This is a genomic window from Streptosporangium sp. NBC_01469 (genome assembly GCF_036227305.1).
Lineage (GTDB): Bacteria > Actinomycetota > Actinomycetes > Streptosporangiales > Streptosporangiaceae > Streptosporangium.
Genome location: NZ_CP109465.1, coordinates 10159464 through 10180821, shown reverse-complemented (window position 1 = coordinate 10180821; position 21358 = coordinate 10159464). Strand labels below are relative to the sequence as shown.

The 21358-nt window shown below is 70.6% G+C and carries 14 protein-coding genes; 10 read left to right on the top strand and 4 right to left on the bottom strand.

Annotated elements, in window-relative coordinates:
* Positions 1–111: 111 nt before the first annotated feature.
* From OG587_RS44375 to OG587_RS44350, 6 genes are all read left to right on the top strand, one after another.
* Positions 112–1389 carry an MFS transporter gene (locus OG587_RS44375; RefSeq protein WP_329084884.1) on the top strand — a complete coding sequence of 426 codons (1278 nt, stop codon included), beginning with the start codon at positions 112–114 and terminating at the stop codon, positions 1387–1389.
* 221 nt (positions 1390–1610) lie between these two features.
* The gene (locus OG587_RS44370; protein ID WP_329084882.1) at positions 1611–2399 is read left to right on the top strand and encodes an oxidoreductase; all 789 of its coding nucleotides are present in this window, start codon (positions 1611–1613) and stop codon (positions 2397–2399) included.
* Between the two features lie 149 nt (positions 2400–2548).
* On the top strand, positions 2549–3868 hold the full coding sequence (locus OG587_RS44365; RefSeq protein ID WP_329084881.1) for an amidohydrolase family protein: 1320 nt from the start codon (positions 2549–2551) through the stop codon (positions 3866–3868).
* 4 nt (positions 3869–3872) lie between these two features.
* Positions 3873–4106 carry a hypothetical protein gene (locus OG587_RS44360; RefSeq protein WP_329084880.1) on the top strand — a complete coding sequence of 78 codons (234 nt, stop codon included), beginning with the start codon at positions 3873–3875 and terminating at the stop codon, positions 4104–4106.
* Between the two features lie 37 nt (positions 4107–4143).
* Positions 4144–5307, top strand: coding sequence for a M20 metallopeptidase family protein (locus tag OG587_RS44355; protein WP_329084879.1), 1164 nt, complete (start codon positions 4144–4146; stop codon positions 5305–5307).
* Between the two features lie 268 nt (positions 5308–5575).
* Complete coding sequence (locus tag OG587_RS44350; protein WP_329084878.1) at positions 5576–6649, top strand: helix-turn-helix domain-containing protein; 1074 nt, start codon at positions 5576–5578, stop codon at positions 6647–6649.
* Positions 6650–7001: 352 nt separating this feature from the next.
* On the opposite strand, the gene OG587_RS44345 is transcribed toward OG587_RS44350, so the two are convergent.
* Positions 7002–7982 (bottom strand): D-isomer specific 2-hydroxyacid dehydrogenase family protein, encoded by a 981-nt coding sequence (locus OG587_RS44345; RefSeq protein ID WP_329084877.1) that lies wholly within the window; start codon positions 7980–7982, stop codon positions 7002–7004.
* Between the two features lie 289 nt (positions 7983–8271).
* Between OG587_RS44345 and OG587_RS44340 the strand changes: the two genes are divergently transcribed.
* On the top strand, positions 8272–9828 hold the full coding sequence (locus OG587_RS44340; protein WP_329084876.1) for a serine/threonine-protein kinase: 1557 nt from the start codon (positions 8272–8274) through the stop codon (positions 9826–9828).
* 21 nt (positions 9829–9849) lie between these two features.
* Here the strand turns inward: OG587_RS44340 and OG587_RS44335 are convergent, their stop codons facing one another.
* Positions 9850–12144 carry a hypothetical protein gene (locus tag OG587_RS44335; protein ID WP_329084875.1) on the bottom strand — a complete coding sequence of 765 codons (2295 nt, stop codon included), beginning with the start codon at positions 12142–12144 and terminating at the stop codon, positions 9850–9852.
* Between the two features lie 1051 nt (positions 12145–13195).
* Here OG587_RS44335 and OG587_RS44330 point away from each other — a divergent pair.
* The 3 genes from OG587_RS44330 to OG587_RS44320 are packed head-to-tail and all read left to right on the top strand — an operon-like array spanning position 13196 to position 18740.
* The gene (locus OG587_RS44330; RefSeq protein WP_329084874.1) at positions 13196–14623 is read left to right on the top strand and encodes a hypothetical protein; all 1428 of its coding nucleotides are present in this window, start codon (positions 13196–13198) and stop codon (positions 14621–14623) included.
* Positions 14620–17574 (top strand): DEAD/DEAH box helicase, encoded by a 2955-nt coding sequence (locus OG587_RS44325; RefSeq protein ID WP_329084873.1) that lies wholly within the window; start codon positions 14620–14622, stop codon positions 17572–17574. The genes OG587_RS44330 and OG587_RS44325 overlap by 4 nt, the downstream gene beginning before the upstream one ends.
* Positions 17571–18740: a hypothetical protein gene (locus OG587_RS44320; protein ID WP_329084871.1), complete on the top strand. Its 1170-nt coding sequence runs from the start codon at positions 17571–17573 to the stop codon at positions 18738–18740. Before OG587_RS44325 ends, OG587_RS44320 begins: the two co-directional genes overlap by 4 nt.
* Positions 18741–18863: 123 nt before the next feature.
* Here the strand turns inward: OG587_RS44320 and OG587_RS44315 are convergent, their stop codons facing one another.
* Positions 18864–19052, bottom strand: coding sequence for an RNaseH domain-containing protein (locus OG587_RS44315; protein ID WP_329084869.1), 189 nt, complete (start codon positions 19050–19052; stop codon positions 18864–18866).
* Positions 19049–21253: an N-6 DNA methylase gene (locus OG587_RS44310; RefSeq protein ID WP_329084867.1), complete on the bottom strand. Its 2205-nt coding sequence runs from the start codon at positions 21251–21253 to the stop codon at positions 19049–19051. The genes OG587_RS44315 and OG587_RS44310 overlap by 4 nt, the downstream gene beginning before the upstream one ends.
* Positions 21254–21358: the final 105 nt, after the last annotated feature.

Sequence of the window (21358 nt, the reverse complement as noted above, 5' to 3'; positions counted from 1 at the left end):
ATGCCCCGATGACCTGGCGGTCCTTCACGCCGGGGGTGGGTGTGCCGCCGTGTCGGCCCGCCCCGTAGTGTGCGGGGCGGCCAGCCCCCCAGGGAGAGACACGCATCACCCATGACGACGTACGACCACACCCGCCGCGCCTGCTACACCGGATATGTCACCCAGGCCATCGTCAACAACCTGGCCCCCCTGCTGTTCATCGTGTTCCAGAGCCGCTACCAGTTGCCGCTGGAGATGCTCGGGCGTCTGGTGCTGCTCAACTTCGCCACCCAGCTGGTCACCGACATCGTGGCCGTGAAGTTCGTGGACCGGACCGGTTACCGGGTCCCGCTGGTGCTGGCCCACATCCTGTCCGCGCTGGGACTGGTGCTGCTGGCGGTGGCCCCGGCCGTGTCGCCCTCCCCGTACCTGGGACTGTGTGTCGCGATCGTCGTCTACGCCGTCGGCGGCGGCCTGCTGGAGGTGCTCGTCAGTCCCGTCGTGGACGCGCTGCCCAGCCCGCAGGAGGGCAAGGCGGCGGCGATGAGCCTGCTGCACTCCTTCTACTGCTGGGGACAGGTCGCGGTGGTGGCGGGCAGCACGCTGCTGCTCGCCTGGATCGGCCAGGACGCCTGGCAGGTCCTGCCCGTCGCCTGGGCGATCGTCCCGCTGGTCAACATGGTGGCGTTCCTGAGGGTGCCGCTGCCCGCGACCGTGCCCGACGAGCACCGTACCTCCCTGCGGGCGCTCTTCGGGGCTCCCGCCTTCGCCGCCGCCGTCGTGCTGATGCTCTGCGCGGGCGCGGCCGAGCTGACCATGTCGCAGTGGTCCTCCCTCTTCGCGGAGGAGGGGCTGGGCGTCTCCAAGGTGTGGGGTGATCTGGCGGGGCCATGCCTGTTCGCGGTCCTGATGGGGATCGGCCGCATCGTCTACGGCCTGTGGGGCGAGAGGATCCCGCTGGTGCCCGCGATGGTCTCGTGCGGCGCGCTGGCGACCGTCTGCTACCTGGTCGTCTGCCTGTCCTCCAACCCGGTGGTCAGCCTCATCGGCTGCGCGGTGTGCGGCCTGGCCGTCAGCCTCCTGTGGCCGGGGACCTTCAGCCTCGCCGCGGCCCGCTTCCCCCTCGGCGGCGCGGCCATGTTCGGCGTGCTGGCCGTCTTCGGCGACGCCGGTGGCGCGGCCGGTCCCTGGATCGCCGGGGCCGCCGCGGACGCCTCCTCCGCCGCCGACGGGTTCCTGACCACCCTGTCGGCCGCGCTGCCCGAGGACGGCGGCTCCGGTCTGCGCACCGGCATCCTCGTCGCCACCGTCTTCCCGCTCGCCGTCGTCGCCCTCACCCTCGCGTACGCCACCCGGGGGAAGGGGGCGGGTGCGACGCCCGGTGAGGTGGAGCGCCCGGTCGGCGGGTGAGGCGGCCGGAACCTTCAGCCTCGCGGGCGGCCCGTGACGGCGGGGCGGATGGGGGAGTCGTGGTGGCCGGTGCCGGTGACGGCCACATCATCGAATGCCGTTTCGTGACCTTAGGAGCAGGCGCCGTTGGGGCCGTACCGGTGGTTCCAGGGGCCACATGGGTATGACCAGCCCTGTCACGTCCGGTAGTCCCGGACTCGCGGACCGCCGAGGAGTCTCCGATGGATCTGCATCTGTCCGGCAAGATCGCTGTAGTCACCGGCGCGAGTAAGGGCATCGGCCTGGCCGTGACCCGTGCGCTCGCCGCGGAGGGCGTGAGCGTGGTCGCCGGAGCCCGCGAGGTCATCGGCGAGCTGGCCCAGCTGGCCGTCGACTTTCCCGTACGGCCCGTGCGGGTCGACCTGAGCACCCCGGACGGCCCGGCGCGGCTGGTGGAGGAGGCGGTCTCCGCGTTCGGCGGCCTGGACATCCTCGTCAACAACGTCGGTGCCGTACGTCCGAGGCTCGACGGGTTCCTGTCGATCACCGATGACGAGTGGATCGAGACGCTGACGATCAACTTCCTCTCCGCGGTCCGCACCACCCGCGCGGCCCTGCCTCATCTGCTCGACCGCGGCGCCGGTGCCGTCGTCACCGTCAGCTCGGTCAACGCGTCGCTGCCCGACCCGCTGGTCCTCGACTACAGCGCGGCCAAGGGGGCGCTGGCCAACTTCTCCAAGGGGCTGTCCAAGGAGGTCGGTCCCAGCGGAGTACGCGTCAACACGGTCAGTCCCGGGCCTGTCGCCACCGCCCTTTGGCTCGGTGACGACGGTATCGCCGCGACCGTCGCGGGCGTCGTGGGCGGTGATCCGGAGGCCGTCGCCAAGAAGGCCGTCGGCACCACGCCGACCGGGCGGTTCACCACCCCGGAGGAGGTCGCCGACCTCGTCCTGCTCCTGGCCAGCGACCGTACGGCGAACGTCACCGGCGCCGACTTCACCGTCGACGGCGGTTTGATCACCACGCTGTGACGCCCGGTAGCGCCGGTCGAGGCCGCACCGTCCGCCCGGGGGACGACGCACCCGGTGTGACATGCCTGACAGGGCACCCGGGCATGACAACCCCCTTCCAGGGGCACCTCGTATCCCAGCGACACCGCACATTCGAGGAGCGCTCCGACATGATCCCGCCACCCGTGGACTCTCCGGCGAGGGCCGCGTCCCTGGAGCGCGCGGCCGGGACGGCGAAGTCCGAGGCTCTGGGGCGTGCGATCGGGGTGGGAGAGCCCGAGGCTCGGGAGCGCGCGGCCGGGGTGGGGGAGCCCGAGGCTCGGGAGCGTGCGACCGGGGCAGGGGAGGCCGGGTCCCTGGGGCGTGCGATCGGGGCGATACCGCTGGTGGACCACCACGTCCACGGCGCCCTGGACGGCGACCCGTCGCGGAGGCGGTTCGAGGAGCTGATCACCGAATCCGACCGGCCGGTGCCCGCCTGGATGACCCAGTTCGACTCGCAGCTCGGCTTCGCCGTCCTGCGGCACTGCGCGCCCGTCCTCGGTCTCGACCCGCACCCGGACCCGGAGACCTACCTCGCCCGCCGCGCCGAACTCGGGGCCGGGGAGGTGAACCGGCGCCTGCTGGCCGCCGCCGGAGTCGGCCACTTCCTCCTGGAGACCGGCTACGGGGGCGAGGAGATTCTCGGCCCGGCACCGATGGCGGCCCTCACGGGGCGGCCCGTCGAGGAGGTCGTCCGGCTGGAGTCGGTCGCCGAGGGGGTCGTCGCCGAGGGAACGGACGCCGCCGGGTTCGCCGCTCGCTTCGAGGCGGCCCTGTGGGAGCGCACCCGTACGGCGCGCGGCCTGAAGAGCATCGTCGCCTACCGGTACGGGCTCGACGTCGACCCCGCCCCGCCCACCCCGGCCGAGGTGGTGGCGGCGGCCGGACGCTGGCTGCGGGAGTCGACGCGGACCGGGACGGTCCGCGTCGACGACCCGGTGCTGCTGCGCCACCTCATCTGGACGGGCATCGGGCGCGGGCTGCCGCTCCAGTTCCACATCGGGTACGGCGACCCCGACATCGACCTGCGCCGCTCCGACCCCCTGCTGCTGCGCGGCCTCGTCGAGCTCGCCGAGCCCAGCGGCGTCCCCCTGCTCCTGCTGCACTGCTACCCGTACCACCGCAACGCCGGTTATCTCGCTCAGGTCTATCCGCACGTCTACTTCGACGTCGGGCTGGGCGTGAACCACACCGGGGCGCGCAGCGTGGCCGTCGTGGCCGAGAGCCTGGAGCTCGCGCCGTTCGCCAAGATCCTCTTCTCCTCGGACGCCTGGGGGCCCGCGGAGCTCCACCATCTGGGCGCCCTGCTCTGGCGCCGCGCGATGACCCGCGTCCTCGGGGGATTCGTCGCGGACGGCGAGTGGAGCGAGCCGCAGGCGGTCCGGGTCGCCACCATGATCGGCGCGCGGAACGCCCGTCGCGTCTACGGCCTTGGAGAGACCGGGTGACCGGGTGACCGGCCCCGGGGCCGGCGACGAGAACGAGAACGACACCACGTACGACGAGAACGGCGCCCACTCACCCACGTACCACTCACCCACGTACCACTCACCCACGTACCACTCACCCACGTACCACTCACCCACGTACCACTCACCCACGTACCACGAGAACGGCACCACGCACAGCAGAGGGAGATCCATGATCGGCACTCACGTCCGCGCACTCGCCGAGGAGGACGCGTGAGGGTCAGCCACGACGCCCACCGGTTCGGGGAGAGGCGATGAACGAGCTCCACGAGCGGCTCCGCGCCGCCCTCCACGCCGAGCTGCCCGCCGCCTTCCAACTGCGGCGGGAACTGCACGCCGAGCCGTGTGTGTCGGGAAAGGAGGAGCCGACGCTCAAGCGTGTGCTGGACGCGCTGCCCGAGGGCGGCGCGATGGAGCGGGTGGCCGTGACCGGCGCGCTCCTGCGCGTCGGCGGCGAAGGTCTGGCCGTCGGGGTGCGGGGGGAGCTGGACGCCCTGCCGATCCCGGAGGAGACGGACGTGCCCTGGGCCTCGCGCAACGGCGCCATGCACGCCTGCGGCCACGACGTGCACCTCGCGGCCCTGGTCGCGCTGACCCGGGCGGTCGACCGCGTACGGGCACCGGCGCCGATGGTCGCGGTGCTGCAGCCGCGCGAGGAGACCCACCCCTCCGGTGCCCGCGACATCGTCGATTCGGGCGCGCTGCGCAGGAACCAGGTCGGCGCGATGATCGCGGCACACGTCCAGCCGGTGCTCGGCGCCGGTGAGACGGCCTGCACTCCCGGCGCGGTCAACGCCTCCTCCGACGAGTTCACCGTCATCGTCCGGGGGCAGGGCGGGCACGCGGCCTATCCGCACCTGTCCCGCGACCCGGTCCTGGCGCTCGCCCAGATCATCGTGGCCGCGCAGCAGCTCGTCAGTCGCGACGCCGACCCGATGACGCCGACGGTGGTCACCTTCGGGACCGTGTCGGCGGGCTCCGCCCCCAACGCGATCCCGGGGCAGGCCGCCGCCCGCGGCACCCTCCGTACGATGTCGGAGCCCTGGCGTCACCAGTTGCACCACCGCTTCCGCGAGGTCGCCGAGGGCGTCGCCCGCGTCCACGGCTGTGAGGCGGAGGTGCGGATCACGCACGGGGAGCCGGTGCTCGTCAACGACGCCCGCCTCGCAGAGGAGACCGGCTGCATCCTCGTCGACGTCGCCCACCACATGCCCGCCACGTTGCGCTCCTGCGGTGCCGACGACTTCGCCCACTTCGCGTCGGTCGTGCCGTCGCTGATGCTGTTCGTGGGCACCGACACGGCGTCGGGGCTGCACAGCCCGTACTTCCTGCCCGGAGACGAGACCGTGACGGCGGTCGCCGAGAGCCTGCTCGCCGCCTACCTCGCCGCCGCGCGGGTGATCGGCGCGGGTACCTGAGCGGGCGTTCCGGGTATCTGGCCAGATTCCCCGGGATACGGAAATGTACGGAACACCGGGCGTGTGATGGTCGTTGGCGTGATAGGGCCGGGACTCACGTGAGGGGACGGTGAGACACGGACGACCGCGGCCCTCCGCCTCCCGCGCGGGGCCGCTCCGCCTCTCGGCCGTCGGTGGCAACCGAACACCGGAAAATGCGAGACTTCTGACAGTTTGTCGTTAGTCATCTTTACGGTGTTTGTCGGGAGAAAAGTTGCTGCTTCCTTCCGTGTTACGGCTTGACGGCGTCCCCGTCCAGGAGCGGTTCGACTTCTGGTGGGAGGCTGTCGCGCAGTCGGTGGTCTCGGTGGACGTTTCCAGTGACCGGGCCGCGGACTTCTGGGCTGAGATGCGCATGTTCGACCTCGGCGTGGCGCAGTTGTCCCGGGTGCGGTGCGTCTCGTTCGACGCGCGCCGCAGTCCGAGCCGGATCCGTCACTCCGACCCCGGCCACTACCAGCTCTCCCTGACCCTCAACGGCCGGTCGGGCATCCATCAGGAGGGCCGGGAGGCCGGCCTGGCGCCGACCGACATCACGCTGTACGACACCTCACGCACGTTTCACGCCTGGACCGTGGCGGACGATCCGGGGCCCGGCGCGGTGCGCGGATCCCGCCCGAGCGTGGCCGACGGGCTGATCCTGCAGTTCCCCCACGACGTCCTGCCGCTCCGGGTCTCGGCGGTCGAGCGGTTGCTGGCGGTACGGCTGTCGGGCAAGGACGGCCTCGGCGCGCTACTCAGCGGGTTCCTCCACCAGCTGATCGCGCAGCCCGGCCAGGGCTCGCCCGCCGAGGCCCTGCGGCTGTCGGCGATCGCCCTCGACCTGGTCACCGCCCTGCTGGCCCACGAACTCGACACGGACGCGTCCGACTCCCTGTCCAACCCCCACGGGGTCCTTCTCATGCGTATCCAGGCGTTCATCGAGAGGGAACTGGGGGAGGCGGACCTGTCGCCCGCGTCCGTCGCCGCGGCCCACCACATCTCCCTTCGCCACCTGCACAAGCTCTTCGAGTCGGAGGGCGTCACCATCGGGAGCTGGATCCGCCTGCGACGGCTCGAACGCTGCCGCCGTGACCTGGCCGACCCCCTGATGAGCGACCTGCCGGTCCGCACCGTCGCCTCCCGCTGGGGTTTCACCAGCGACTCCCACTTCAACCGGGCCTTCCGTACGGCCTATGACACCTCGCCCGCGGCCTATCGGCGCCACCTCCAGGAACTGAGGGACACGGTGGGCGGTCCCGACGAACGTTCGACGGCGGTCGACAGCCATCCCGCGGATCTGGAGAAAACCACGGGGTCATGAAAAAGTGAGCACCGACCGGCTCGGCGTCACGTTCGCGGCACCGGCCGACCCGACGAGGCGGGCCATTCTCAGTCCGGCGCGAGACGCGGGACGCGAGATACCGGGACGCGGGACGGCGGAGTCCGGTGCTCCGGCCGGGTGAGGCCGTCGAGTTCCGCCCAGGGTCGCCGGAGGCCGTCGACTTCTCCGAGAAGGGTCCGCAGCCGGTACCGGCCCGCCGGCACACGCGACGGGTCTTCCGGAACGTACGGGGAATCTTCCGGCATGCGGGCGAACCCACCGGTTTCCCCATCGCCGATCCGCCGCGATGCCGACCTCCGCACCCTCGGCGGTCCGGAGGTACGGGCGGCGTTCAGTATCCCGTGGAGGGGTCGATCACTCCCTCCAGCGGGCGGCCCGCGCGCAGGTTGCCCACGTTGCGTTCGACCCGCTCGCAGAACATCCGCCTGACGTACTCGGTGGAGTCGGCGGAGTGCGAGGTGATGAGCACCCTGGGATCGGCCCACAGGGGGTGCCCGTCGGGGAGCGGCTCGGGGTCCGTCACGTCCAGACCGGCGGCGGAGATCGTGCCCGCGTCGAGGGCCTCGACGAGCGCGCCGGTCTCGATGTGCGCGCCGCGGGCGACGTTGACGACGGCGGCGTGCGGCGGCAGCAGCGCCAGTTCGGCGGCGCCCACGACGTGCCGCGTCTCCGGCGTCAGGGCGAGGGCCAGCACCAGGAGGTCGGTCTCGGGAAGCACGGCGGGCAGAGCCGAGGGCGGCAGTGTCTCCAGTGTCTCGTCGCTGCCCTCGACCTTCTCCGGATTGCGGCGGATCACCCGGATCCGGCACTCGAACGGCCGCAGGAGGCGGACGAGCTCGGTGGCTATGCCGCCGCCGCCGAGGATCGTGACCCTCTGGCCGTGCAGCGACCGGGGGGCCGCCGGACACCAGGTCGGCGTCCGCGCCTGGCGGGAGAGGTTGCGCAGGCAGGCCAGCATCAGCATCAGCGCGTGCTCGGCGACCTGCCCGGCGAACGCCCCCTTGGCACAGCTGAAGACCACCGGGCGGTCGAAGACTCCGGATGTCGTGAACTTCTCCACCCCCGCCCAGGGAAACTGCACCCACTCGATCCGGGGGTGGGCCTCCAGCGCCGACCCGAGCAGCTCCGGCTCGCCGGGGATGAGCCACACCAGGCCGTTGGCCTCGGCGAGCGGGACGTTGGCACCGCCGCCTCGGGACACGGCCTCCTCGGCCCCGCGCCGCAGGAGGTCGAGGTCGGAGCCGGGGGAGTCGGGGCGTCCGTGGGACGTCCTCGCCTCCGTGGACGGGGCTATCGCGATGCGGGCTTCCATGAACGACATTCTGTCGTAGCCCACCTGCGGCGTATCACCGGCCCGAGGGCGATCCCGCCCCGCCGGGCACTTCCCGGAAGGCCGGAAGTAGCCCGGGAATTGACCGGTATCACGCGGGCCTGTGAAAAAGCCGAGTTGCGGACTCGTGGCGCATTCGGTGATCTCTTCCGGCGCGAACCAATCCGGCCGCAAGGCGGTGACCTGGTGAAATCCCCGCCCAAAGCAATGGGATCCCGGGAGCGCTACATTTTCCTGGGGAAGACGGGGCATTTCTGGAGGGCACATCGTTTTGGACAGAGGAACGATCATCGGTGGCCGTTACGAGTTGGATCCCCTGTCACGCCGTTCCGGCGGAATGGGAGAGGTCTGGTTCGGCTACGACAAACGTTTGGATCGGCAGATCGCCATCAAATTCATCAAAGCCGATAGGTTTCCCGATGGCCGCCGGGACGAGGAACTGGCCAGGCGTTTCGTACGCGAGTCACGGATCACCGCCCGGCTGGAACACCCGGGAGTGCCGACCATCTACGACTGCGGGCCGTACGGTGACGACCTCTACATGGTCATGCAACTCGTCAGGGGGTGTTCCGTCTCGACGCTGCTCGACGAGACGGAGGTGCCCGTGCCCTGGGCCGTGGCGATCGCCGCCCAGGTGTGCTCGGTGCTGGCCGTGGCCCATGCCAACTCGCTGGTCCACCGAGACCTCAAGCCGGGCAACCTGATGCTCTGTCCCGACGGCACGGTCAAGGTCCTCGACTTCGGTATCGCCGCCGCGCTCGCCTCCACGGACGCGACGAACCTCACGAGGACGGGCGAGGTGCTCGGCACACCGGCGTACATGGCGCCGGAGCAGGCCATGACCGGAACCGCGGGGCCGCGCAGTGACCTGTACTCCCTCGGCGTGATCCTGGACGAGATGCTCGCCGGGAGCAACCAGTTCGCCGCGCCCACGGCGCTGGCCGCGATGCGCAACCACACCGACGTCGCGCCACGGCCGCTGCGCGCGAGAAGGCGGGACGTGCCAGAAGGGCTGGAGCGGCTCGTCCTGTGGCTGCTCGCCAAGACTCCCGAGAAACGACCGGAGAGCGCGGACGTCGTCTACGAGCGGCTGCTCGACTTCTGCCACGAGCTGCCGCCCTTTCCCGGCTACGTCAACCTGGACACACCTCACCCGGTGCGCATGTACGCCACCGTCGTCGGGCGCATCCCCTCCCCGCTGGCCGACAATCGGCGGCCCACCCATCCGGTACGGCCGATGCGGATCAGGCGCGCCGCGGGACTGGCGCAGATCGAGCGCGCCGACATCGAGCGCGCCCGCAGGGACGCCGATCTCCTCAAGGCGGAAGCCCGTTTCGGCCAGGCGGCGGACCTCCTGGCGGAGGTGATCGGGCCCGCCGCGGGCTCCTTCGGCTCGACGAGCTCCGCCGTGGTCGACCTGCGGATCGAGCTCGCCGAGGCCCTCTTCCTCGGCGGTGACTACCGCCGGGCGGCGCCCGAGTTCCATCGGCTGGCGGCCGACGTCGCCAGGGTCGAGGGGCCGGACAACAACCTCGCCCTGCGATGCCGGCTGATGGAGGCGGGATGTAACGCGGCGATCGGGGAGACGAACCTCGCCCTGACCCAGCTCCGGCGGCTCCTGGCCGACGAGAAACGGTTCGGCGCGGACGAGGAACGGATCCTCGAACTCCGGAGCCAGATCGGGATGGTGGAACTCGACGCGGGCAACAGGGGGCGGGCCAAACGAGTGCTGAGCGAGCTGCTGCCGGACCTCGAACGCCTTTACGGCCCGTACCACCACAACGCCGGGAAGGTCCGCTCGATCCTCCAGGGCCTCGCCGACCGCTGACACGGGCATCCCCCGGAACGGCTAGTTCGTACGGGTGTTGGGGAGGTGCCCGCCCAGGTAGCCGATCCAGATCTTGCCGGTGGCACCGCCGGAGTCGTCGTGGAAGTACATCCGGGGCGCGGGGTAGCCCACGGGCCTGAGCTTGACGTGGGACTCCATCAGGACCTGTCCACCGGGGTTCACCTCGGGCGGGACGGCGAAGGTCCGGCGATCGCTGAACTTGGCGCGGGTGACCACGCTCTTCGACTCGCGCATGGACAGCATCCCGGTGGGGATGGTGAGGCGCCCGGGAGAGCCGTGGGCGCACCACTCGTAGAAACCGCCCGCGAACTTCCCGCCGGACCGGGCTCTAGCGAAGTCCTCCAGGGCGCGCAGGGAGTCCCATGCCTTCGCCGCCCACGTCCGTGACTGGGCCGGGTGGTCCAGGTCCAGCCGGGCGGCGGCGCCGTCGGTGTCACCGACGACGATGTGGCGCAGGCTCTCGCGGGCCTCGATCAGGACCTCGACCAGGCTCGCGGGTTCGAAGACGGGGACCTCCCCGTTCACGCCGTACACCGGCTGGCCCGCCTCCGCCAGTCTGCCCTCCAGCCAGCGGACCCGCTCGGTGAGCTTCCTGGCGTTCGTGACGGCCTCGGCGTACTCCTCGGTGAGCAGCCGGTGCTCCTCGCGGAGGCTCCTGATCTCGGCGGCCGGCCGGTCGCCCACGTCTTCCGCGAGAGGCTCGTCTCCCCGCCGTTCCGCGGCGTCGCCATGTCGTGCGGCGAGATCGCTTCGCCGTTCCGCGCCGTTGCCGCGCTGTTCGGCGGCGTCGCTCCGCCGTTCCACGAGGTCACCACGTCGTTCGGCGAGGTTGCCACGTCGTGCGGCGTCGCCGCGTCGTTCCGCGCCGTTGCCACGTCGTTCGGTGAGGTCGCTCCGTCGTTCCACGATGTTGCCACGCTGTTCCGCGACGACGTCACGCAGGCCGGAAAGGTGCGCGCCGAGCGTGCGGATCTCGCGGAGCACCCTGGCGGAGTCGCCGCCCGCGGCCTGCGACGACGTGGCGAGTCCCAGCGCCGTCTCCAACTCCCCGCGCAGTTCCTTGACCACCATGTCCGCCACCACCTGGGCGATCTCCCCCGTACCGAACGCCGGGACGCCTGCCGTGGTGACGGTCTCCTCGGTCTTCTCGATCTCCTCGGTCTCGGCGGTGGCGTCGGCGGCGGTGGGCTTCTCCGAGCCGGGACCCGGCTGCCCGGCGGAGATCCCGGTGGTCCCGCCGGCTGTGGCGGGTGCCGGGCGCCGGGTCATGGCCATCATCCGCCGTCGCAGTTCCTCACGGGCGGGATCGGTCTTCGCGGGCCGGAGCACGGCGGCCGCGGCGATCTCACTCAGGTCGGCACGTCCGGCGAGCACGCGGTAGACGACGTGGAGCGTCCGCTGGACGTCCTCGGGAAGCTCGCGATGGACGCTCTCGCCGACCGCTCCGGTGACGATCCGGTCGAGGGCGGCGTCACCCTGATCCCGGATCATGGCGGCGCCCATGGGCGGATGCCTGCGGGGGTAAGGTTCCCCGGCCGGGTCGAAGGGGGCGACGTAGGTGCGGATCCCGCCGCCGAACACGCCCAGTTCCTTGCCCATCACCTTGTTGAACCGGTTCTGGGCACGCATGTCGGCCAGTCGTACCACCAGGCTCGCGCCGGTGACCGCGCCGGCCAGATAGTCGGCATGGGCCCGCGCCGCCTCCGGGTTCTGGAGATCCACGGAGAGAACGAGGATCGGCACCCTCCGGCGGGGCTCGGTCATCACGGGGACGAACCGGTCCAGGCCGTCCTCGTGGAGGACCACCGGGCCGTCCTCCACGTGGACGCCGCCGTCGCTGATCCGCGCGGTGCGCAGGTACGCCGGGAGGAAACCGGGCACGCTCACCACCGGTTCCCGCCTTTCCCGCCGTTCCGTCTCCCGCCGTTCCGGTTCACGCCTTCCGTGCCGGTACGGTTCCCGGCGGTGCCGTTCCGGTTCCCGTCCCTCGTGCCGGTCCACGGTGACGATGACCCACCCGGTCATGCCCGGTACCGATTCGGCGTAGGTCACCCGGGTCCGCAGGTGCCCTTCCCCGTACGGCTCGTCCAGCGTGTAGCGGCCGCAGTCGCCGCGCCGTTCCATCGTGAGCCGTGCCTGGCCGGCCTCGGCCTCGACCATCGCCCGCGCGGCCCCCGGAGGTGGGAACCCCTTCTCCACGACCCACTCCGAGAAGGTGCGGCGCAGCCGGATCGAGATCGGGGCGGCCGGGTCGCGCAGTACCGCCTGATATAACCGCGTCACGTTCGACGCCATAGTCACGACACCTCATATGTCATCAACCTGGGGGATGTACGGCTCACTTCCGATAAATGGACGCCAGTCGTACGGGGTTGGATGTCAGCCGGGCTCCGCAGGTTCCAGTGAGCGCAAAGTGCGCCATAAATACTGTTTTAATGCAGAATTAGGCTGTATATGACGTAAATCGGGTTCAAGGGCTCCGGGCGCTGCCGCAATCAGCCGACTTTGTCACACCTCAGTGTGACGACATGCTGACGCGGTGTCGCGGCCTTTTCGGAGGTCGCAGCTCAACGGCCATCCGGGACGCTCACCCGCGCCGGGCCTTTCCCCGGTCGAGGGGAATCCGGCATGGACCTCGTCGTTGAAGGCGTATCGAGAGAGTGCCGACACACGGCCCGGCCGGGCGGGACCGCCCGGCCGGGGTGGCGCAGGATCCCGGCGGGTGGCCGCCGGTGGAGATTTCTGTGTTGTTCGCGAGTTATATTCGATATTTTTTCGCTATTTCGTGAGGTGGGGTCTTGCTCGACCGGTGTGCCGTTGTTCAACCTGAGGCCCGCACGAGGGCGGACTCTTTCCGTACGGCGAGTGTCGGGGGTCCACGCCGATGCGTACGGGACCGCCCCGGGCGCGAAGGTGTCGATGAACGGCACGAGCCGGCAGCGTTATCCCAGGCCTTGGGGAGCTTGCGGGGATGGTGGGGCCATGATAGATGTGTCTCGATTTTATAAACTTAACCGCTTTGTTGCGCCTCGGTGGAGAAGTAACCCACGGTCATCGCAGAGCCGCCGAGCTGTCCGGCAGGCCATACCTGGATTTCGGGTCTGGATCCAAGGGGGACCAGGTATGGTGCGGTTCCGTCGAGATCTGGGGAAAACGTTCGGATCTCGCATGAGAGCTGAGGTGGCGAGGTTCCGGCCTTCGCCCGCCGATTTGCCCCAAAGATCATTTCCTCGTGCGCGCCCCCGGAGTTTCTCTTGCTAAGAGACATATCGGTCGTTTTCTCCAGGCTTAGGCCATGCGCCGGACAGCAGTCGACTTCCCACTCCCCGGCTCAGGACTACCCGGCATGAACGATTCGGGATTCGGAGCCGGTGAGCCTCCGATCCACTTCCTCGCGCACCAACAGCGCAAGGGGGTGGCCGGTGCGAGTGAGGATTTCGAGCAGATGCTCGGCCTCCTCGTCCAGGCGCACACGGGCGAGGAGACGAACCTCGTCCAGGCCAACCCGGGAGACTGGGGGATCGACGTGCTGGTGGGCAACCTGAACGACCGCGTCTCCATCTGGCAGGCCAAGTACTTCGTCAAGGAGTTCGGAGAGAGCCAGAAGGCGCAGGTGAGGAAGTCCTTCCAATCCGCTCTGAAGTACGCCTCGGATAAGAAGTACGACGTGGAGCGATGGGTGCTGTGTGTCCCGTGCAGCATGGACCCCCCGGCCTTGCGCTGGTGGCACTCCTGGCGTCGCCAGCAACAGGCGGCGACCGGGATCCGGATCGAGCTGTGGGACGAGAACGAGTTGCGCCGTCTGCTCTCCTCCCCGAAAGCCGCAGACCTGCGCCGCCTGTACTACCACCCCTACCGGGAAATCCCGATCGCGGACGATTCCTCGTCCGTGCCGTACACGTCAACGGTCCCGGTCCGCGCCCCCTGGAGAGGTGGTGAGGAACAGCGCCTTGGCGACGAGCTCTACCTGCTGTACGACGACGCGTCGGAAACCACCGACCCCGGCCGTTCGTGGTCCTGGCTGGTCGCCACCGCCGACAGGGTCGAGCCGACTTCGGAGCGGGTGCGCCTTCGGCGCCTGTGTCTCCTCCGGGATACGCCCGAGGCCACGGAACTCGCCCAGGCGGTACGCGCCCAGGCGGCGCTGCTGTCCGCCGCGGCCGGGGAGGCGGGCTTACCCCTGCTGCTCGGTGTCCATGAGCGACCGGACACCGTCACCGTCGTCTCCCGCCTGCCCCTCGGCCCCACGTGGCACGAGGTGTTCGGACCGGGGAACTCGCCCCTCGACCGCCTCACCGCCGCCGCGGTGCTCGACGCCGCCGCTCGCCTGTGTGACACCCTGGACACGCTGCACCGCCGGAGACACGCTCATCGCGCGTTGAGCCCGGACGCGATCGTCATGGTCGGCCGATCCCGGGATCCGATGCTGCGTGACATCGGGCTGGCGGCCATCCCCGCGCGGCAGGGGGAGGTGCCCGCCGCCTACCGCGCCCCCGAACAGGCCCGTGGTGGCCCGCATCTCTCCGCCCCAGGTCCGCACACCGACCTCTACCAGGTCGCGGCGCTCGCCTATCACACGCTGACCGGCCATTCCCCCTCTCCGATGGCGTCCCCGCCCGTACGAGCGGGGCTACCGGGATTTCCCGCCGACCTCGACGATGTGCTGGCCCGAGCCCTCGACCAGGATCCGCGGCGACGGCCCGGCGGCATCCGTTCTCTCGGTGCGGCGCTCCGGCGAGGCCGGAAGGAACTGTCACGCGGAGGGCGACCATGACGGTACCGCAGGTTTTCCTCTCCGTGCCGGTGGCGGTTGTTCCCTCCCGGAAGGTGTACGACCAACTGGCGCCGCACTCCCAGCCCGAACGTCTCATCGCGGAGATGTCCCACCTCGCGGCGGTCGGTGCGCTCCCCGCGCGCGTTGAGGAGGACCGCGGACGGCTGGCTGTTTACACCGACAGGTACGTCGCCTGGCTCTACGTCTCGCAGCGAGGCGACGCCTACAGCCTCGGCCATGCCTCCCCGCGTACCTTCAAGGACGAGGAACGCCTGGTACGCGGTGCGATGACGCTCCGTTGTGCCGCCGGCTGGCATGCCTTCCACCAGCTCAGGGACGTGCCGCGAGAGACGATGTCGGCGCACTGGCCGCTGCTCCTGAACGCGTGGGCCGCCGTGGGCCGTCCTGAGGACGCCCGGCCGAAGTTGCCCCCCCGGCACACCTCCTATCTGGACCTGATGGCCAGGGTTGTGGAGGCGGGCCGAGACATCGAGGTCGCGCGGCAGCATCAGGCGCCGCCGCTCCACTACCGCCGCCGGGAGAGCGCGAGGGAGGAGCGTCACTCGGTCCGCGGGGTCTACACCTTTCATCTTGTACGTCCCGCCGAGTTGGCGGCCGGAGCCGTCGTCTACCTTGCCGACCGGCCCGATCTGCGCGGCAGGGTGGTGCGGGTCAAGAACCGTGAGGTGGTGGTCCGTTTCGAGGGGGCGATCGACTACAACCGCATCCCGAACCAGGGTGCCCTCATGATCATGCCCAGTGATCGGGTCTTCCGGGCCCAGGCCGAAACCATAGAGGCGCTGAGGGAGGGAGAGGCGGTCAACCACCGCCTGCTCAGCCAGCTCGTGGACCGGCAGGTCTCACCCTTCGGGATCCGTTCCGAGGACCGGCCGCACGGAACACTCGATCCTGATCGGCAGTTGCTGGCCTTCCGGCGGGCGCTGGCCGTGCCCGACCTGCTTCTCATCCTGGGACCGCCGGGCACGGGGAAAACCAGGACGATCACCGAGATCGCCGCCGCGTGCACGGCCCGTGGCGAGCGTGTGCTGATCACCTCGCATACCAACAGGGCGGTCGACAACGTCCTGGAGCAGCTGCCGGGAGGCATTCGGGCCGTACGCGTCGGCAACGAGGACGCGATGACCGGACATGCCCGCGGCTTCATGGTGGAAACCCACGTCAAGGCGTTGAAGGAAGACATCCTCGCGGCGACGGAGGGCACGGTCTCGCGCCTGGCGGTGTTCACCTCTGACGGACAGGTCGCCGACCGGTGGATGGCCCACCTCGGCGACTCTCTCGCGGAGGCCCGTACGGCGGAGCGTGCGGTGCGCGATCACACGGCCGCGTTCGACGTCGTGATCCGCCGCGCCGCGCCCCCCGTGGCCGAAAGAATCGCCGTCGTCGAGACCGGGCTCGGCGAGATACGGGCCACCACGCGGTGGTTGGAGGAGAAAACAGTCATCCAGGAACGGCGCCGCGCGGCCGTCGACCGCCGGGCGCGCGCCGGGATCCTCGCCTTCCTCTTCAGGTGGCTGGAGATTCGATTGGCCCGGAAGCTGGAGTCGACCCGGGAGGAACTCGCGACCTTGCACGCTCAGGCGGAGCGGGCGGTGGCCGAACTCGACGCGCTGCGCTCCGAGGCGGAGAGACTGCTCGCCGATGATCCGGAGGCCGTGCGGCTGGTCGCGGTCAGGGACACCGCCGTCCGGAGACGGGACGACGAGGTGGCGGAGGCTGGAAAGGCCATGGCCGTCCTGCGCGCGATGATCGGAACGGCCATGTCCCTGCCCGCGCCGGAAGATCGGCCGGAGGACCTGGATGGTCTGGAACGGCTGCATGGCGAGATGCGGCACGCCGTCGCCCTTCTCGGCCGGCGAGCGGCGATGCTCGGGCAGTGGCGAGCCGGGATCGGGGACGCGGAGCAGGACCTTCAGCGCGAACTCGTCCGCTACGCCGAAGTCGTCGCCGCCACCTGCATCGGGACGGCGACCACCAAGCTACTGGCCGATCTGGAGTTCGACCTGGTGATCGTGGACGAGGCCGGGCAGATCTCCACGCCCAACCTGCTCGTCCCTCTGACGCGTGCCAGGCGGAGCATTCTGGTGGGCGACCACCAGCAGCTTCCGCCGTACCTGGACGACGAGGTGCGCGAGTGGGGGGAAGGGCTGGCTCGAGACGCGGACACGACGCCCGCCGAGGTGCGGGAGGTCGGCGACATTCTCCGGATGAGTGCCTTCGAACGGCTCTACGGGAAGCTTCCCGAAGACCACAAGGTCATGCTCACCCGGCAGCGACGCATGCCCAGAGAGATCGGGACGTTCGTGTCGGACGCCTTCTACGACGGGATTCTCGCCACCGATCACCCCGGCGACCACGATGATCCGATCTTCACCAGTCCTTTCGCCATGGTCGACACCGCGGACAGGCCCGCGGCCGAACGCCGTGAGCGGCCGGGCGGGCGCGGCGACGACGGAGCCGGACGCGGCTACGTCAACGCCATGGAGGCCGACCTCATCGTCCGGCTGGTCACGGTCTACGCGCGGCGTTACAAGAACTGGGCGGTGATCGTGCCCTATCGCGCGCAGGCGGAGCGGATCCGTGTCGAGCTCGCCCGCACGCTCGGCGACACGTCGGCGGCGGCCGAGAACGTCGGCACGGTCGACTCCTTCCAGGGCGGGGAGCGGGATCTCGTCGTGTACGGCTTCACCCGCAGCAACGACGGCCACGAGGTGGGCTTCCTCAAGGAACTCAGGAGGCTGAACGTGGCTGTCTCACGGGCGAGAAGACAGCTCGTTCTGGTGGGTGACACCGCGACGCTCGGCGGTGCCCGAGACCGGGGATTCCGCGAGCTCGTGGTGAAGATGCTCGACCACCTCCGTCGTGACGGTGACCTGCGTCTCTCGCGTGAGGTCACCGCCCGCCTCGACGGTCTGGAGAGTGAGCCGGGATGACCTTGCGCGCCATCTACCCGGCCCTGCGGGCCGTCGAGCACGCGACGGCCCTGGCGGGAGTCCGCCCGCTCCGGCTCTTCCCGGTTCTGTGGCCGCTCTGGCAGGTGGAGATCACCGCGAACGTCTACGACGAGGAGGCCTACGAGGTCGTCGACCGTTTCCTGGTCCGCGCCGTCGTCGAGGGCGGGATCGACAGACCACGGGAACTGGCCGCGTTCTTCGGGCTTCCCCTCTCACTGGTCGAGCGCTGTCTTGCCTTCCTCGCGGCGATCGGCCATATCGCGGAGGTGGACGGCAGGATCCGGCTGACCGAGCTCGGATCGCGCTCCGCTCAGGCGGGTGTGCGCTTCGTCCCGAAGGAGAGCAGGCAGAAACTGCTCATCGAGCGCTTCACCGGAAGGCCCCTGCCGCGGAGCCACTACCGGGGATCGCTTCCGGTGCTCACCAGCCCGCAGATGCCACCGGAGATGGCCACCGATCGCACCCGGTTCCTACCACTGTTCGTGACGGTGCCCTTCCAGGCCCGGATCGTCAGTGATCTCGCGGCGCGGCCGGATCGGACCGAGTACAACCTGCCCGACCAGCTGCGCGAGATCAGGAACGTCGAGGAGCAGGACGCCTACTTGCCCGCGTACCTCATCGAGACCGGTGACCGCTCTCTCCTCGCCTATACCGCCATCGGTCCGGAACGCGACGGTTTCCTGGAGGACGTGTGCCGGGACGTCCCGGCGATCCACGCGCGGATCGACGCGGAGGACCGCGTCGATCCGCGGCGGTTGTGGACCGAGTGGCTCGCGGGAGGCAAGCTCGGCCCCGGGCTTCTGCGGCAGCTTCCCCGGGGCCTGTGGCGGGCCACCTTCGGCTCTTCGACATTCAGCGGTCCTCCCCGGCTGCCGCTGAGCCGGCTCGGTTCCTTCCAGCTCTACAGACACCACTTCCTGCAGTTGTGGTGCGACGACGACTCCCTTCGGCTCCGCGCCGTGAAGGAGAGGGCGCTGGGGATGGCGCGCTTGCGAGAGGTCCGTACCCAGGCGGATCTCTCCACCAGGATCGCCGCCCTGGCCGGACAGCTGGAGGTGCCCACCCCGACACTCGCCGATGTGCGCTCGCACGCCGAGAGGGGACGGTCCGACGAACATCTCGCCCATCTCGACGCGCTTGAGTAGGCCGGCAACGAGACAAGAGGCGGCGGGCCTGGACAGATGAGCAGTGAATCCTGACGAGTCCTGGCATCACTGACCGGATCGACTACGCCTCCGCGTCCAGCGGTGCCGCGAGACCATCTGCTGTCACCACTGGGGCGTCTCGCGCCCGCTCGCGTCGCGTACCCTGACCAGCCGCAGATCGGAGTCGAGCCGGCCGGCCGACGCGTGGCCGGTCTTGATCAGATCCGGTACGGCCTGACCGTCCTGGAGCCAGGGCCAGTGCGCCCGGCCGTTCCGGGAGTGGGCGAGCAGCAGGGTGGGGCGGCTGCTCACGACCAGTCGCGGGGCATCGTCCCGGCGGCCAGTCCGTCGGTCAGCCCGTCGACCAGCTCCCCGCCGATCGTCCGCGCCTCCCGCAGCGACCGTTCGAAGGCGGTGAGCCGCCGGAAGGCCTCGCCGTAACGGCGCTGCTCCTCAAGGGGAAGCCGCAGCACCTGCAGCCTGCGGACGTCGATGCGGGAGGAGGTCGAGGCGTGGGTTCCGGCCTGCCTCGCGTTGGCCGGGGCTCGCAGGCAACCGGCCAGGAACCAGGGGTCGAGCAGCGTGGGGTCCACCCGGAGGGCGGACAGCTGCGAGCCCAGCACCGTGGGGGCGTCGGTGTCGACCCAGGCGCCGAACGCCCGGTAGGCCCCGACGACCACCACCTCCTCCGGGACGGTCACGGTGAGGGTGCCCGCCGTCTCGCCCGCCGAGGCCTCACTCGCGGGTAACCAGCCGGACGGCCTGCCTCCGGCCAGTACGTCGGTGATGGTCAGCAAGGGTACGGCGTCATCGGGGGCGTCACCGGTGCGCACCGCGCCGTCCGCCGGTTGCTGCCCGGCCCGCATCGTCAACGCGCCCGCCCGGAGCAGGTCGCCCACGGTCACCGTGCCCTGACCCGCCGGTTCGTCGCCGCTCAGTTCGAGCGCGGACAGGGTCGCGGTCAGGTCCCGCAGCTCGTGAAGCAGGGTGCCGAACCGGTTCCACGAGCGCCGCAGTCCCAGGTTCGCGGAGGCCGCCCTCTTCGGGACGTGCCGTGCGGGGGTGAGGTCCACCTCCTCGTCCAGGAGGTCGATCACCGGGACCACGGCGTGGTGGGCCGAACGGTTCCCGACCTCGTCTCCCACCTGGATCACCTGGATGGCCGACACCACGCGCCTGTGCAGGAGGGACCAGTCGATCGCCGCCCTGCCCGCCCTCTGCGTTCCCCCTGACGGCTCCGGCTGGATCTCGGCCGCGTCGACCAGGAGCACCCCGGCCCCCGCGTCCGTTCCGCCTCCGGCCGGGGCCCGCAGGACCCACAGGTGCAGCGCGACGCTGTGCGGGGGCGCGGACCCCGGTGGCAGGGCGACCACCGCGCGCAGCATGCCGCTACGGAGCAGCCCGGCCCGGATCCGGCGACCCGCCCTGCGGGAGGCGACACCGGGCGGCAGCAGCAGCACGGCCGTCCCGCCGGGTGCCAGGCGGCTCAGCGCGTGCTGCGTCCAGGCGAGCTCCGGTTCGGTACGGGGAGGCAGGCCGTACGTCCAGCGGGCGTCGGTGGCGAGTTCCTCGTATCCCCAGTCGCGCTCGTTGAACGGCGGGTTGCACAGCACCACGTCGGCGCGGACATCGGGATGGGGATCGGCGCGCAGCGTGTTCCCGGCCCGGACGTCCACCTCCCACGCGGTCTCACGCCCCGGCGAGTGGCCGTCGAGGCGCGGAGTGTTCCCGGTCCGTGCATCCACTTCCCCCGCGGTCTCACTCTTCGGCGAGTGGCCGGCGAGCAGGATCCGTACGGCGGCCAGCGCAGCCTGGGTCGGGTCGACGTCCTGGCCGAGTAGTTTCAGCGGTACACCCGAGGGGTGCGCGTCCACCTTGCCGGCCCACTGGCGGGCGGCGGCGAGCAGGAGACCGCCCGTGCCGCACGCGGGGTCGAGCACGGTGCCGACGTCACCCGCCTCACCGTCGCGTGACAGCTCGGCGACCTCGGCCATCAGAGCCGCCAGCGGGCGCGGCGTGACGCCGATCTGCCGGACGTGCGTGTCGAGCCAGCGGCCGAGCAGGAAGTCGAAGGTCTCCCGGGCCCCGTGTTTCCTCGCCAGGCCGACCGCGCGCTCCACCAGGGACCGCTGGGCCTCGGAGAGGCGGGTGTCATACGGAAGCCCCTCGGCCACGTCGGTGTCCGGCGGGCCCGCCGCGTGCCCCGCCTCCTCCCGGGCGAGCCGGGCACCGGCCGCGGCGATCGCCCTCCCCATCGTGTCGCGGTCCCCGAGCGCCTCGAACTCCGGCCAGAGCCGTTCCCGGCTGCCGACCTCGTCGAGCTTCCCCTGCCGCCTCAGCCACTCCTCCACCTGCGACAGCGCGAACTGCGGGCTGGTGTCCGTGCCGCCGACCGGCGCGGGGAAGCTGTCGTGGCGCCGGCGCCAGTTGCTGACGGCCGCGCGCCCGACACCGGCGATCCTGGCTATCTCCGCCAGGGTGACGGAGACGGATGGGTCGACAGAAGGAGGCATTGTGTCTCCGGGTAGTGGACAGGACCGGTGGCGACCTCCCGCTGGAAGGCACGATGACGGCATGTGCCCAGGTGGGCAGGCGCCGTGGCTTCCTAGGAAGGTCCT

Excerpts from the sequence above, each read along its gene's own strand:
- OG587_RS44375 (WP_329084884.1), top strand. The coding sequence starts at position 112 with ATGACGACGTACGACCACACCCGCCGCGCCTGCTACACCGGATATGTC.
- OG587_RS44370 (WP_329084882.1), top strand. The coding sequence starts at position 1,611 with ATGGATCTGCATCTGTCCGGCAAGATCGCTGTAGTCACCGGCGCGAGT.
- OG587_RS44365 (WP_329084881.1), top strand. The coding sequence starts at position 2,549 with ATGATCCCGCCACCCGTGGACTCTCCGGCGAGGGCCGCGTCCCTGGAG.
- OG587_RS44355 (WP_329084879.1), top strand. The coding sequence starts at position 4,144 with ATGAACGAGCTCCACGAGCGGCTCCGCGCCGCCCTCCACGCCGAGCTG.
- OG587_RS44345 (WP_329084877.1), bottom strand. The coding sequence starts at position 7,982 with ATGGAAGCCCGCATCGCGATAGCCCCGTCCACGGAGGCGAGGACGTCC.
- OG587_RS44335 (WP_329084875.1), bottom strand. The coding sequence starts at position 12,144 with ATGGCGTCGAACGTGACGCGGTTATATCAGGCGGTACTGCGCGACCCG.
- OG587_RS44330 (WP_329084874.1), top strand. The coding sequence starts at position 13,196 with ATGAACGATTCGGGATTCGGAGCCGGTGAGCCTCCGATCCACTTCCTC.
- OG587_RS44325 (WP_329084873.1), top strand. The coding sequence starts at position 14,620 with ATGACGGTACCGCAGGTTTTCCTCTCCGTGCCGGTGGCGGTTGTTCCC.
- OG587_RS44320 (WP_329084871.1), top strand. The coding sequence starts at position 17,571 with ATGACCTTGCGCGCCATCTACCCGGCCCTGCGGGCCGTCGAGCACGCG.
- OG587_RS44310 (WP_329084867.1), bottom strand. The coding sequence starts at position 21,253 with ATGCCTCCTTCTGTCGACCCATCCGTCTCCGTCACCCTGGCGGAGATA.